The sequence below is a fragment of the Halomonas sp. THAF5a genome (genome assembly GCF_009363755.1).
Classification (GTDB): domain Bacteria; phylum Pseudomonadota; class Gammaproteobacteria; order Pseudomonadales; family Halomonadaceae; genus Halomonas.
The window spans coordinates 3,751,294-3,764,750 of sequence record NZ_CP045417.1 but is presented as its reverse complement, the minus strand read 5'-3'; the positions used below and the strand labels follow the sequence as shown (position 1 = coordinate 3,764,750).

At 70.8% G+C, this 13,457-nt stretch carries 12 protein-coding genes; 8 read left to right on the top strand and 4 right to left on the bottom strand.

Features of this window, described 5'->3' with window-relative positions:
* Positions 1 to 46 precede the first annotated feature (46 nt).
* Both uvrD and FIU83_RS17190 read left to right on the top strand, forming a co-directional pair.
* Positions 47 to 2,245 carry a DNA helicase II gene (gene uvrD / locus FIU83_RS17195; protein WP_152485147.1) on the top strand — a complete coding sequence of 733 codons (2,199 nt, stop codon included), beginning with the start codon at positions 47 to 49 and terminating at the stop codon, positions 2,243 to 2,245.
* Between the two features lie 140 nt (positions 2,246 to 2,385).
* Positions 2,386 to 3,474 carry a TRAP transporter substrate-binding protein gene (locus FIU83_RS17190; RefSeq protein WP_152485146.1) on the top strand — a complete coding sequence of 363 codons (1,089 nt, stop codon included), beginning with the start codon at positions 2,386 to 2,388 and terminating at the stop codon, positions 3,472 to 3,474.
* A 49-nt stretch (positions 3,475 to 3,523) separates the two neighbouring features.
* Here FIU83_RS17190 and FIU83_RS17185 read toward each other — a convergent pair whose 3' ends face one another.
* Positions 3,524 to 3,931, bottom strand: coding sequence for an acyl-CoA thioesterase (locus tag FIU83_RS17185; RefSeq protein WP_152485145.1), 408 nt, complete (start codon positions 3,929 to 3,931; stop codon positions 3,524 to 3,526).
* A gap of 173 nt (positions 3,932 to 4,104) precedes the next feature.
* Between FIU83_RS17185 and FIU83_RS17180 the strand changes: the two genes are divergently transcribed.
* From FIU83_RS17180 to cysZ, 6 genes are all read left to right on the top strand, one after another.
* Positions 4,105 to 5,073: a phosphate ABC transporter substrate-binding protein gene (locus tag FIU83_RS17180; RefSeq protein ID WP_152485144.1), complete on the top strand. Its 969-nt coding sequence runs from the start codon at positions 4,105 to 4,107 to the stop codon at positions 5,071 to 5,073.
* A 68-nt stretch (positions 5,074 to 5,141) separates the two neighbouring features.
* A complete protein-coding gene (locus tag FIU83_RS17175; protein ID WP_152485143.1) occupies positions 5,142 to 6,377 on the top strand; it encodes an ABC transporter permease subunit in 1,236 nt (411 codons plus the stop codon).
* A 10-nt stretch (positions 6,378 to 6,387) separates the two neighbouring features.
* Positions 6,388 to 7,926: a phosphate ABC transporter permease PstA gene (pstA, locus tag FIU83_RS17170; RefSeq protein ID WP_152485142.1), complete on the top strand. Its 1,539-nt coding sequence runs from the start codon at positions 6,388 to 6,390 to the stop codon at positions 7,924 to 7,926.
* A 32-nt stretch (positions 7,927 to 7,958) separates the two neighbouring features.
* Positions 7,959 to 8,777 (top strand): phosphate ABC transporter ATP-binding protein PstB, encoded by an 819-nt coding sequence (gene pstB / locus FIU83_RS17165; protein ID WP_152485141.1) that lies wholly within the window; start codon positions 7,959 to 7,961, stop codon positions 8,775 to 8,777.
* A gap of 24 nt (positions 8,778 to 8,801) precedes the next feature.
* Positions 8,802 to 9,530 carry a phosphate signaling complex protein PhoU gene (gene phoU / locus FIU83_RS17160; protein ID WP_152485140.1) on the top strand — a complete coding sequence of 243 codons (729 nt, stop codon included), beginning with the start codon at positions 8,802 to 8,804 and terminating at the stop codon, positions 9,528 to 9,530.
* An 82-nt stretch (positions 9,531 to 9,612) separates the two neighbouring features.
* Positions 9,613 to 10,353, top strand: a complete 741-nt coding sequence (cysZ, locus tag FIU83_RS17155) for a sulfate transporter CysZ (protein WP_152485139.1) — start codon at positions 9,613 to 9,615, stop codon at positions 10,351 to 10,353.
* Here the strand turns inward: cysZ and phoR are convergent.
* From phoR to ubiA, 3 genes are all read right to left on the bottom strand, one after another.
* Entirely contained in the window at positions 10,341 to 11,645 is a 1,305-nt protein-coding gene (gene phoR / locus FIU83_RS17150; protein WP_152485138.1) for a phosphate regulon sensor histidine kinase PhoR, read from the bottom strand. The two genes, cysZ and phoR, sit on opposite strands and share 13 nt — an antisense overlap.
* Position 11,646: 1 nt before the next feature.
* Positions 11,647 to 12,336, bottom strand: a complete 690-nt coding sequence (gene phoB / locus FIU83_RS17145; RefSeq protein ID WP_108446233.1) for a phosphate regulon transcriptional regulator PhoB — start codon at positions 12,334 to 12,336, stop codon at positions 11,647 to 11,649.
* A gap of 100 nt (positions 12,337 to 12,436) precedes the next feature.
* Positions 12,437 to 13,333: a 4-hydroxybenzoate octaprenyltransferase gene (gene ubiA / locus FIU83_RS17140; RefSeq protein ID WP_152485137.1), complete on the bottom strand. Its 897-nt coding sequence runs from the start codon at positions 13,331 to 13,333 to the stop codon at positions 12,437 to 12,439.
* Positions 13,334 to 13,457: the final 124 nt, after the last annotated feature.

The window sequence follows — 13,457 nt, the reverse complement described above, 5'->3', positions numbered from 1 at the left end:
TATGCTAAGCTGGGCCTCCATTTTTTGACCCGGCTACCCCTGCGCTATGGACGACGTCACGGCGATTCTCGACCACATGAACCCGGCCCAGCGCGAGGCCGTCAGCGCCCCCCAGGGCAACATGCTGGTGCTGGCCGGGGCCGGCTCCGGCAAGACCCGGGTGCTGGTCCACCGCATCGCCTGGCTGATGCAGGCCGAGGGGCTCTCGCCCTATGCGCTGCTCGCCGTGACCTTCACCAACAAGGCGGCCCGCGAGATGCGCACCCGCCTGGAGGCGCTGCTCGGCATCTCGCTGCGCCACGTCTGGGTCGGGACCTTTCACTCCATCGCCCATCGCCTGCTGCGCACCCACTGGCAGGATGCCCGCCTGCCCCAGCACTTCCAGATCATCGACAGCGACGACCAGCTGCGCCTGATCAAGCGGCTGCTCAAGGACCACAGCATCGACGACGAGCGCTTCCCGCCGCGCCAGGTGCAGTCGTTCATCTCCGGCTGCAAGGAGGAGGGGCTGCGCCCCCACCAGGTCGACGCCCACGGCGACGCCTACATGGCGCAGATGGTCGAGCTCTACGATCGCTACCAGCTGACCTGCGAGCGTGGCGGGCTGGTCGACTTCGGCGAGCTGCTGCTCAGGAGCCTGGAGCTCTTGCGCGACAACCCGGCGCTGCTGGCCCATTACCGGGAGCGCTTCGGCCACGTGCTGGTCGACGAGTTCCAGGACACCAACACCTTGCAGTACGCCTGGCTCAAGCTGCTCACCGGCATGTCGACCCCGATGACCGTGGTCGGCGACGACGACCAGTCGATCTACGGCTGGCGCGGGGCGCGCATCGAGAACATCCGCCGCTTCGAGGAGGAGTTCCCCGCCACCAAGACGGTGCGCCTGGAGCAGAACTACCGCTCCACCAGCGCCATCCTCGACGCCGCCAACGCCCTGATCCGCCACAACAGCGAGCGCATGGGCAAGGAGCTGTGGACCGCCGGCCATCGCGGCGAGCCGATCTCGGTCTACGCGGGCTTCAACGACCTGGACGAGGCGCGCTTCATCGTCGACACCATCCGGGAGAAGGTCGAGGAAGGCGTCAACCGCCGCGAGATCGCCATCCTCTACCGTTCCAACGCCCAGTCCCGGGTGCTCGAGGAGACGCTGATCCGCCAGGGCGTGCCCTATCGCATCTACGGCGGCCAGCGCTTCTACGAGCGCCTGGAGATCAAGAACGCCCTGGCCTACCTGCGCCTGCTGCTCAACCGCGACGACGACGCCTCGCTCGAGCGGGTGATCAACGTGCCGGCCCGGGGCATCGGCACCCGCACCGTCGAGGTGCTGCGCACCCGCGCCCGCCAGGCCGAGGTCTCGCTGTGGCAGGCCCTGCACGATGCGCTGCTCGACGCCTCGCTGAAGGGGCGCGCCGCCACGGCCGTGCGCGCCTTCAGTGAGCTGATCGAGCGGCTCGACAACGATACCGCGGGCCTGGCGCTCCACGAGATCATCGATCACGTCGTCACCGTCTCCGGACTGATCGAGCACCACCGCAGCGAGAAGGGCGAGAAGGGCCAGGCGCGGGTCGAGAACCTCGAGGAGCTGGTCACCGCCGCCAGGGCCTTTACCCAGGGCGAGAGCTTCGAGCCGCCCGAGGCCGGCGAGGGCGGGGCGGCGCTGGAGGCCTTCCTCTCCGAGGCGGCGCTCAACGCCGGCGACCATGAGGCCGACGAGTTCGAGGACTGCGTGCAGCTGATGACCCTGCACTCGGCCAAGGGGCTGGAGTTCCCGGTGGTGTTCATCGCCGGGATCGAGGAGGGGCTCTTCCCCCACAAGATGTCCATGGAGGAGCCGGGGCGCCTGGAGGAGGAGCGCCGGCTCTGCTACGTGGGCCTGACCCGGGCGATGCAGAAGCTCTACCTGACCCACGCCGAGCTTCGCCGGCTGCACGGCAAGGAGACCTTCCAGCGGGCGTCGCGCTTCCTGCGCGAGCTGCCCGAGGAGTATCTGGAGGAGGTCCGCCTGCGCGGCCAGGTCTCGCGGCCGGTCACCGCCTCGCGCCCCGGTCCCCGCCAGGAGAGCGTCGACGGCGGCGGCGACCTGCCCTCGCTGGCGCTGGGCCAGCGGGTCAGTCATCCGGTCTTCGGCGAGGGGGTGATCCTCAACGCCGAGGGGGAAGGCGAGCGCGCCCGGGTGCAGGTCAGCTTCGAGGGCGAGGGCGACAAGTGGCTGGTGCTGGGTTTCGCCAAGTTGACGCCCCTCTGACCCCTCTGACCCCTCAGACCCCTCTCGCCCCGCCGGGTGCGGCGCTTGCCGGCCAATTCAGCCGTGACGCATACTCCGGGGCGGTCAACCCCATCCCCGCCTCCCCGCGGGAATCACCCCCTCACGGAGTCACGCTCGCCATGCAACGCCGTCAGTTTCTCAAGAACGTGGGCGTCGGTGCCGCCGCCGGCGCCACCGCCCCCTTCATCGCCACGGCCAGCGCTCAGGAGACCATCACCTGGAACATGGTGACCTCCTGGCCCAAGAACTTCCCGGCGCTGGGCACCGGCGCCAACGACTTCGCCGAGCGCATCGAGCGCATGTCCGGGGGCCGCATGAAGATCCGCGTGCACGGTGCCGGCGAGCTGGTCCCGGCCATGGAGGTGTTCGACGCGGTGGGCCAGGGCACCGCGCAGCTCGGCCACTCCGCCTCCTACTACTGGCGCGGCAAGACGCTGGCCGCCCAGTTCTTCACCGCCGTGCCCTTCGGCATGACCACCACCGAGACCAACGCCTGGCTCTACCACGGCGGCGGTCAGGCGCTCTGGGACGAGCTCTACGCCGAGCACAACCTCAAGCCCTTCGCGGTGGGCAACACCGGCACCCAGATGGGGGGCTGGTTCAAGAAGGAGATTCATTCTCTGGAGGACATGCAGGGTCTCAAGCTTCGCCTGCCGGGGCTCGCCGGCGAGGCGATGAACCGCATCGGCGTGACCACCGTGAGCACCCCCGGCGCCGAGATCTTCACCTCGATGCAGACCGGCGTGCTGGACGCCGCCGACTGGGTCGGGCCCTACAACGACCTGGCCTTCGGCCTGCACCAGGTGGCGCCCTACTACTACACCTCGGCCTGGAACGAGCCCAGCGCGGTGCTCGAGGGGACGGTCAACCTGGACGCCTGGAACGCCCTGCCGGACGACCTCAAGGCGGTGGTGAGCGAGGCGGCCATGGCCGCCAACATGGCGATGATCAGCGAGTTCGCGGTGCGCAACGCCGAGGCCCTCGAGACCCTGGTCGACGAGCACGGTGTGCAGCTGCGTACCTTCCCGGAGGAGGTGCTGGTGGCGCTCCACGATGCCGCCCGCGAGGTCCTCGCCGAGCAGGTCGAGAAGGACGAGACGTCGCGCCGGGTCTACGACTCCTACACGGCGTTCCAGCAGAGGGTGCGCCGCTTCACCGACGTGGGCGAGCTCGCCTACCTGAAGACCCGGGAGAAGGTCGGGGCCTGAGGCGCCCCTGCACGGCCGCCCTCGCCGCGCCCCGCGGCGGGGGCCCGGGTCAGTCGTGCTGGCGCACGCCGCGGATCCGCCCGTTGTCGTCCAGGGCGACCATCACGAAGCGCGCCTCGGTGACCTTGTGCAGCTCCTGGGGATCGCGCTCGTGAGGGGCCCGGATCCACACCTCCACATCGATCTTGATCGAGCTGTGGCCGATCTCGCTGACGCGGGTGAAGATGTTGACCATGGAGCCCACCCGCACCGGGCAGAGGAAATCCATGGCCTCGATGGCCACGTTGGCGGTGCGGCCCAGGGCCTCGCGGCCGGCCGCCACCTCGGCGGCCTCGTCCATGCGGGCGACCAGCCAGCCGCCGGGAATGTCGCCGTGCAGGTTGGTATCCTGGCGGCTGGCCAGCAGCTTGAGGGTCAATCGACCCTGGGGCGCGGGGGTATCGTCGATGTCTGTCATGGCGGGCGTGTCGACTCGCGTTGTTGTTGTGGGGCGTCGGGGGGGACGGGTGTATCGCCGCTCCATGGTATACGTCGTGGCCCTGCGTTCACCACCGCGGCGGTGTGACATCCTGTCGCCGGCCGCGATCTCCCGCTATCGTCCTCTTTACCGTCGCGCCTTGAGGAGCCGTCATGTCTGTCGCCCCCTTCCGTCGTCCGCTCCTCTGGCTGCTGATCGCCTGCTGTGTGCCCCTGGCCCAGGGGCAGGCCCGGGTCGATGATCGGGACAGCGGCGAGGCGATCGTCGGCACCCTGGGCACCATGGGCTCCGATACCATGGCGGGCCTGATGCTGCGCTGGGGCGAGGCGCTGGGGCGCCGCCACCCCGGCATCCGACTGCAGCTGCAGGCCAGCGGCTCGGCCAGCGCGCCGCCGGCGCTGGTGGCCGGGACCACCCGGCTGGGGCCGATGTCGCGCCCCATGAGCGACGCCGAGCGTCGCGCCTTCGTCGAGCGTCATGGCTATCCGCCCCGGGAGCTGACGGTGGCCCGGGACGCCCTGGTGGTGGTGGTGCATCGCCACAATCCGCTGGCGGGCCTGGGGCGCCGCGAACTGGACGCCGTCTTCTCGGATACCCGGCGCTGCGGGGCCCCGGCCGCGATCCGCGACTGGCAGGCGCTGGGCCTCGACTGGCCCGAGGGGCGCATCCGCCTCCACGGCCGCAATGCGGCCTCCGGCACCCAGGCGCTGTTCCGGCGGGTCGCGCTCTGCGGCGGCCTCTTCCGTCCGGCGATCCACGAGCATCCCGGCTCGGCGGCGGTGGTGGCGGCGGTGGCCGAGGATCCCCGGGCCATCGGCTACGCGGGCCTCAATCACCTGACGCCGGGCGTCCGGGCGCTGGCCCGCCGCGACGACGACGGGGCGCTTCTCGCCCCCGACCCCGAAGCGGTGCGCCGCGGCGACTACGCCCTCTCCCGCGACCTCTATCTCTACCTCAACCTGCCGCCGGGCGAGGCGCTGCCGGCCCCGGAGCGGGCCTTCCTCGACCTGGTGCTCTCGCCCGCGGGCCAGGCCATCGTCGAGGAGCTCGGCTTCGTCGCCCTGACCGAATCCCAGCGACGACGCCAGCGCCGCGCGCTGGCATTGGACGACGACGGCTGACGCTGTCATCCGTCTGTCATCACCCTGTCGTACTCTTTGGTTAGCCCTCGTCTCCCACAGGTCCGGTCATGCTCGACTCCCCTCCGCCGACAGCCGTGCGACGCCGCCTGCGTCAGGGGCGCGATCGCCTGGCCACCGCGCTGATCACCGCGGGCGGCATCGGCGTGATCGCCGCGCTGCTGGCCATCGGGCTCTTCCTGGCGGTGGAGGTGGTGCCGCTGTTCTGGCCCTCGGGGGAGGCGAGCGCGATCCCCGCCGAGGCGCTCTGGGGAGGGGGAGAGGGCGGCGGCGAGGCGGCCGAGGACGGCACCCGCCATCGCTGGGCGCCCACGGCCACCCTGGCGCCGGACGAGGCGCCGCGGATCAGCCTCGCGCCGCTGGCCTGGGGCACCCTGGAGGCGGCGGCCTGGGCGCTCGCGATCGCCGTGCCCCTGGCGCTGGGCGCGGCGGCCCACTCGTCGCTGTTCATGTCCCGGCGCCTGCGCAGCCGCCTGAAGCCGACGCTGGAGCTGATGGAGGCGCTGCCGGGGGTGGTCGTCGGCTTTGTCGCCGGCCTGGTGCTGGCGCCCTGGGTCGAGCGACACCTGGCCGAGGTCGCCGCCGCCCTGCTGCTGCTGGTGCCGGGGCTGCTGCTGGCCGGGGGGCTGCGCGCGTGGCTTCCCGCACCCTGGCGTGAGGCGCTGCCGCTGGGCTGGGCCGGGCTCTGGCTGGTGCCCTGGCTGGCGCTGGTGCTGGCCGTTGCCGTGTGGCTCGCGCCCTGGCTCGAGGCCGTGGCGTTCGACGGCGACCTGCGCCGCTTCCTGGAGGTGCGCCTGGGGCTCGACGTCGCCGTGCGCAACGCCCTGATCGTCGGCGCGGCGATGGGCTTCGCCGTGATGCCGAGCGTCTACGCGCTGGCCGAGGATGCCCTCTCGGGGGTGCCGTCGAGCCTCGCGGAGGGCGCCCAGGCGCTGGGGGCGACCCGCTGGCAGACCCTCTGGCGGGTGGTGCTGCCCGCCGCCTCGCCGGGGATCTTCTCGGCGGTGATGATCGGCGCCGGGCGGGCCGTGGGCGAGACCATGATCGTGCTGATGGCGAGCGGCAATGCCGCCCTGATGACCCTGAACCCGCTCGACGGCCTGCGCTCCCTGGCGGCGACCATCGCCATCGAGCTGCCGGAGGCCGGCCCCGGGGGCGTGCACTACCAGCTGCTGCTGCTGGCGGCCCTGGCGCTGTTCCTCTTTACCTTCCTGGTCAATACCCTGGCCGAGCTGGTGCGCACCCGCCTGCGTCGCCGCTATCGGCGCCTGGGGGGCGGAGCATGAGGAGCGCATCATGAAGGCTGTCGTCTCTCGCCGGCTGCGCCTGCCCCGCGGTGAAGGGGCCGGGGCCTGGCTCTGTGCCGGCAGCGTCGCGCTCTCGCTGCTGGCGCTGCTGGCGCTGCTGGCGCTGTTGACCGTGCGCGGCCTGGGTCACTTCTGGCCGTCGCCGCTGGCGCTCGTGACCCTCGAGGATGGCCGCCAGCTCGCCGGCGAACGGGTCCGCGAGGTGCCGCTCGCCGACGACGACGGCCTCGAGCGCCTCTATCGCACCGGCAATCGCGACCTGGACGGCGAGCGCTGGGCCTGGGTGCGGGTCTCGGCCATCGCGGCGGTCCGCCACCCGGCCGATCTGGTGGTGGTGGAGCGCCGCGATGGCCGCGCCATCGGCCGCCTGGTGGCGCTGCAGGGCGCGGGACGAGAGCGCCTCGAAGGGGAGGCCGCCTGGACGGCCCTGGAGGCGCGCCTGGCCGAGCTTGGTCGCCTGCGCGACGCCCGGGACCGCCTGCGCGAGGAGGTGATCCTGCCGCTGGCCGGGCGACGCGACGACGCGGCGGCGCGCGAGCTCCGGGAGGCCCACGCCCGGCTGCGCGAGCTCCAGCTGGCCATGACGGGCGGTCGCCTGGAACTCGCGACCGCCGACGGCACCCCTCTGAGGGTGCCGCTGGCGCAGGTGCTGGGCGCCTATCGTCCCAACGCCATGTCGCCCCTCGAGAAGCTCGCCGCCTGGGGGGAGGGCGTCTGGCACTTCCTCTCCGAGGGGCCGCGGGCGGCCAACACCGCCGGCGGCGTCTGGCCGGCGATCTTCGGCACCGTGCTGATGGTCATGCTGATGTCGCTGCTGGTGACGCCCTTCGGCGTACTGGCGGCGATCTACCTCAACGAGGTGGCCCACCAGGGCCGGCTGACGCGGCTGGTGCGCATCGCGGTGCGCAATCTCGCGGGGGTGCCTTCCATCGTCTACGGCGTCTTCGGCCTCGGGGTCTTCGTCTACGGCATCGGGGGGCGCCTGGACACCTGGTTCTTCGAGGCGGCGCTGCCCTCGCCGACCTTCGGCACCGGCGGGCTGCTCTGGGCCTCGCTGACCCTGGCGCTGCTGACCCTGCCGGTGGTGATCGTGGCCACCGAGGAGGGGCTGGCGCGGATTCCCGACCAGCAGCGCGAGGGCGCCCTGGCACTGGGCGCGACCCGGCTGGAGATGCTCTCCCGGGTGGTGCTGCCGATGGCCGCCCCGGCCATGCTCACCGGGGTGATCCTGGCCGTGGCCCGGGCCGCCGGCGAGGTGGCGCCGCTGATGCTGGTGGGGGTCGCCAAGCTGGCGCCGCAGGTGCCGGTGGACGGCGACTTTCCCTTCCTGCATCTTGAAAGGAAGTTCATGCACCTGGGCTACCACATCTTCGATGCCGCCTTCCACGGCGGCGATGTCCAGGCCGCGATGCCGCTGGTCTATGCCACGGCGCTGCTGCTGGTGCTGGTGATCCTGGTGCTTAACCTGACCGCAATATTTCTGCGGCATCATCTCAGTACGCGTCATGGGGCGCCCGTGCGTCGATGAGGCCCGACGCGCGGCGCCACCCGGGAGTCTCGATGCCACTCGTGAAGGAACAGCGGTCGTCGCCCGACCCGGCGGCGATCATCGACTTTCCCCCCGAGGCCAGCAGCCTGGCCATCCGGGGGCTGAGTCTCGCCTATGGCGACAAGCTGGCGCTCAAGGACCTCACGCTGAGGGTCCCGCGGCACCGTGTCACCGCCTTCATCGGCCCCTCGGGCTGCGGCAAGTCGACCCTGCTGCGGGTGCTCAATCGCCTCCACGACCTCAACGACGAGGTGGTGCGCGAAGGCGAGGTGACCCTCGAGGGCGAGGAGATCCATGCCTCCGGGGTGGCGGTGGCGGAGCTGAGGCGACGGGTGGGCATGGTGTTCCAGTCGCCCAATCCCTTCCCGATGTCGATCTACGACAACGTGGCCTTCGGGCTGCGCCTGCAGGGCGGGCTCAGCAAGCGCAAGCGCGACGACATCATCGAGTGGTCGCTGCGCTCGGCGGCGCTGTGGGACGAGGTGAAGGATCGGCTGCGCGCCTCGGCCTGGTCGCTCTCCGGCGGCCAGCAGCAGCGCCTGGTGATCGCCCGCACCCTGGCGGTGGGGCCCGAGGTGCTGCTGCTCGACGAGCCGGCCTCGGCGCTGGATCCGATCTCGACGCTCAAGATCGAGGAGCTGATCCGCAACCTGAAGTCGCACCTGACCCTGGTGCTGGTCACCCACAACATGCAGCAGGCGGCGCGGGTCTCCGACTACACCGCCTTCCTGCAGCAGGGGGAGCTGGTCGAGTACGCCCCCACCGACACCCTGTTCACCAATCCGCGCCTGGCGCGCACCGAGAACTACATCACCGGGCGCATGGCCTGACGGCCGGCCCCAAGGAGAGGTCCCATGGACATTACCAGCGATATCCACAGCCAGCATATCTCGCGGCAGTTCAACCAGGAGCTCGACGAGCTCAAGACCCACCTGATGGCCATGGGCGGCCTGGTCGAGAAGCAGGTCCAGGACGCCGTGGGCGCGCTGCTCGACCGCGACTCCGAGCTCGGCCAGCGGGTGGTCGACAACGACCGTGCCGTCAACGACATGCAGATCAAGATCGACGAGGAGTGCACCCAGGTGCTGGCGCGGCGCCAGCCCACCGCCTCGGACCTGCGCCTGGTGCTGGCGGTGATCCGCGCCGCCTCCGACCTGGAGCGCATCGGCGACGAGGCGAGCAAGATCGCCCGCAACGCCATCGACCTGATCGAGTCCGACAGCGGCAACCGCGGCTTCGTCGAGGTGCGCATGATCAGCGAGCACGTGCGCCGCATGGTGCGCGACGCCCTGACCTCCTTCGCCCGCCTCGACACCGACCTGGCCCTCAAGCTGGTCCACGAGGACGACGAGGTCGACAACGAGTACGGCAGCGCCATGCGCTCGCTGATGACCTTCATGATGGAGGACGCCCGCGCGATCTCGCCGGTGCTCAGCGTGATGTGGATCCTGCGCGCCCTGGAGCGCATCGGCGATCACGCCAACAACCTGGCCGAGTACGTCGTCTACCTGGTCAAGGGGCTCGACATCCGCCACACCGACCCCGAGGACCTCGACAAGGACATCTTCGAGCGCAAGTCTTGACCTCGCTCCCCGCTTGACCCTCAATGCGCAGGCCGCCGCCCCTCGGGCGGCGGCCTTCACGTGCTTGATGAGGACTGTCCGGATGCTCGATGCCCTGACCGCGCTGACCCGCGGCACCCGCCTGGTCTACTCCCGCGGCCTGCGCCGCTACGTCTTCCTGCCGATACTCGTCAACCTGCTGGTCTACGGCGCCATGCTCGGCTACGTGCTGGGGCACTTCGGCGGCTGGCTCGACGGCTGGATGGCCATGGTGCCCGAGTGGCTCTCCTGGCTCTCCTGGCTGATCTGGCCACTGTTCGTGGTGAGCCTTACGCTGATCGTCTTCTTCACCTTCACCCTGGTGACCCACCTGATCGCCGCGCCCTTCTACGGCTTCCTGGCGGCGCGGGTCGAGGTCGAGGCGACCGGGCGTCCACCCCTTGACGACCGCGGCCTGGCGAAGACCGCGGTGGACGCCATGGGCCGCGAGCTGGTCAAGCTGGCCTATATCCTGCCGCGCATGGCGCTGCTCTTCGTGCTGAGCTGGATCCCGGTGCTCAACCTGATCGCGCCGCTGCTTTGGGCGGCCTTCACGGCCTGGGTCATGGCCATCACCTACCTCGACTACCCGATGGACAACAACAGGGTCAGCTTTGGCGACATGCGCGCCCGGCTCGCCGCCCGCCGCTGGCCGACCCTCTCCTACGGCGGCTGGGTGACCCTGATCACCTGGCTACCGCTGGCCAACCTCTTCCTGCTGCCCGGCGCCGTGGCCGCCGGCGTGCTGATGTGGGACCGCCACTACCGCGGCCTGGACAGCGTCGCGACGCCTCAGGCGCGCTGAGCCGCCGCCTGCAGGCGGCCGGCGGGGAAGACGCAGCGGAAGGTGGCGCCGCGGCCGGGGCGGGAGTCGATCTCCAGGCGGGCGTCGTGGCGCAGCAGCACGTGCTTGACGATGGCGAGCCCCAGGCCGGTGCCGCCGGTGGCGGTGCTCCGGCCCTTGTCGACGCGGTAGAAGCGCTCGGTGAGGCGCGGCAGGTGCACCGGGTCGATGCCCTCGCCGTCGTCCTGCACCTCCAGGCAGGCGCCGTCGCCCAGGGGGCGCCAGCGCAGCACGATATGGCAGCCGTCGCCCGAGTAGCGCACGGCATTGAAGGCGAGGTTGGAGAGCGCGCTGCGGATCTCCTTCTCGTCGCCGATCAGCGCGCCGGCCGCCGTCTGCTCCACCGAGATGACGTGGTGCCCGCCGGAGAGCGCCTCGGCGTCGCGGCGCACCGCCTCGAGCAGTGCCGCCATGTCCAGCGGGCCGTCGTGGCGGCCGCCCCGGTCGATCTCCAGGCGCGACAGCAGCAGCAGGTCGTCGACCAGGTTCTGCATGCGTTCGGTCTGGGCCTGCATCGACGCCAGGCCGCGGCCCAGCCGAGGCGGCAGCGCCTCGGCCATGTCGGTGTAGGTCTCCAGGTAGCCGGCGAGCACCGTCAGGGGCGTTCTCAGCTCGTGGGAGACGTTGGCCACGAAGTCGCGGCGCATCTGCTCCAGGCGGTGCAGGCGGGTGATGTCGCGGGCCATCACCAGGCGCTCGTCGTCGCCGTAGAGGGTGATCTGGAACTGCAGGACCCGCGACTCGTCGATGGGCGAGGCCAGGGTCAGCGGCTCACGGTAGTCGCGGCCGTGGAAGTAGTCGACGAAGCGCGGATCGCGCAGCAGGTTGGTGATGTGCTGGCCGCGGTCCTGCTGGGGCTGGAAGCCGAGCATCTGCTCGGCGGCGCTGTTCCACCACTCCAGGTCGCCGTGGCGGTCGAGCATCACCACGCTGTCGCGCATCGCCTCGGAGGACTCCTGGATGCGCTGCAGGGTCGCGCGCAGGCGCTGCTGGGTGAGGCGCTGGCTCTTCTGGTAGCGGTAGAGGCGGTCGAAGAGCTCCCCCCACAGGCCGCTGGCGGCGGGGGGCTCCTCCTGGGGGCGGTGGGTCAACCACTGGTAGAGGGCGTGGAGCTGGCGCAGGTGGAAGGCCAGGCAGAGGGCGATGCCGGCGGCGATGCCGCTCGGCACGGCGGCGAAGGGCCAGCCGAGCAGGGCACCGAGGGTGACCAGAGCCGCCAGGCGCCAGCCCTCGCGTCTCCACAGGCGACCCACGTCAGCCCTTGGCGGAGAACCGGTAACCGGTGCCACGGACGGTCTGGATCAGCTGCTGGTGGGGCTCGCCCAGCGCCTTGCGCAGGCGGCGGATATGCACGTCCACGGTGCGCTCCTCGACGTAGACGTTGCCGCCCCATACCTGGTCGAGCAGCTGGCCGCGGGTGTAGGCGCGCTCCTGGTGGGTCATGAAGAACTGCAGCAGGCGGTACTCGGTGGGCCCCATCTCCAGCGAGCGGCCGTCGACGCTGACCCGATGGCTGACTGGGTCGAGCACCAGGCCGTCGATCTCCACCGCGTCCTCGACCCCCTGGGGAGTGGCGCGGCGCAGCACGGCCTTGAGCCGCGCCACCAGCTCCCGGGGCGAGAAGGGCTTGGTGATGTAGTCGTCGGCCCCGGCCTCGAGCCCCTGGATCTTGTTGTCCTCCTCGCCCTTGGCGGTGAGCATGATGATCGGCAGGTCGGCGGTGGCCTCGTCACGCTTGAGGCGACGGGCCAGCTCGATGCCGCTGGTGCCGGGCATCATCCAGTCGAGCAGCACCAGGTCGGGCTGGTGATCGACCACCATGGCGTGGGCCGCCTGGGCACTGTCCGCCTCGAGGACGCGATAGTCGGCCATCTCCAGCGCCACCGCGATCATCTCGCGGATCGGCGCCTCATCGTCGACGATCAGTACGGTCTTGGCGCTCATCCCGAAGCCTCATGGTCTATGGCAGGTCGATGACGATGACAACACCTGATGATGACAATAGCGTGACAGGCCGGGGCTGTCGCCCGCTCGGCTGCCCTGCTCATCCGCCAGGTCCCGCCGGCCACAGCGAGAGGGCGATGCCGGCGAAGGCCAGAAGGCCCGACCAGTGATTGTTGAGGAAGGCCTGGAAGCAGCGCTCGCGGTCGCGCTCGCGGATCAGCCGCTGCTGGTGCACGAAGGTCGCCGCCATGGCGGCGAGCCCCAGCCAGAAGAAGCCGCCCAGGCCAAGAAGCCCCCCGGCCCAGGCCAGCAGCGCCAGGGTCAGGCCCTGCAGCAGGCCGATCATCAGCCGGTCGGCGCGGCCGAACAGCACCGCGGTGGACTTGATGCCGATCTTCAGGTCGTCGTCGCGGTCGACCATGGCGTACTCGGTGTCGTAGGCCACCGTCCAGGCCAGGTTGGCGGCGAACAGCAGCCAGGCCACCGGGGGGACCGAGCCCAGCACCGCGCCGAACGCCATGGGGATTGCCCAGGAGAAGGCCGCGCCGAGAAAGACCTGAGGCAGGTGGGTGTAGCGCTTCATGAAGGGGTAGAGGGCGGCCAGCGCCACTCCCACCACCGAGAGCATCACCGTGAAGAGGTTGGTGAAGCAGACCAGCACGAAGGCGGCCATCACCAGGATCGCGAAGAGCCCCTGGGCCTCCCCCTCGGCGATGCGCCCGGTGGCCAGGGGGCGGTGTTTGGTGCGCTTGACGTGGCCGTCGAGGTGACGGTCGGCGTAGTCGTTGACCACGCAGCCGGCGGCGCGCATCAGGTAGACCCCGGCGATGAAGATCAGCAGCACCCGGCGGCCGGGTAGCCCCTCGGCGGCGACCCACAGGGCCCACAGGGTGGGCCACATCAGCAGCCAGGTGCCGATGGGGCGGTCCAGCCGGGTCAGGTGCAGGAAGTCGGGCAGCCGGGCCAGGCCTGTGGGGCGCATCAGCGAACGGTCCATCTCTACCTCATGAGAGTCATTGAGCTGTCTGGGGTGGGGCTGAACCGGTGACAAGCCCCGAAGTGTCGGACCAACCAGGAGGCGCTGTGAATACCTCCCTGTACGCTACCGACGCCATCCATGG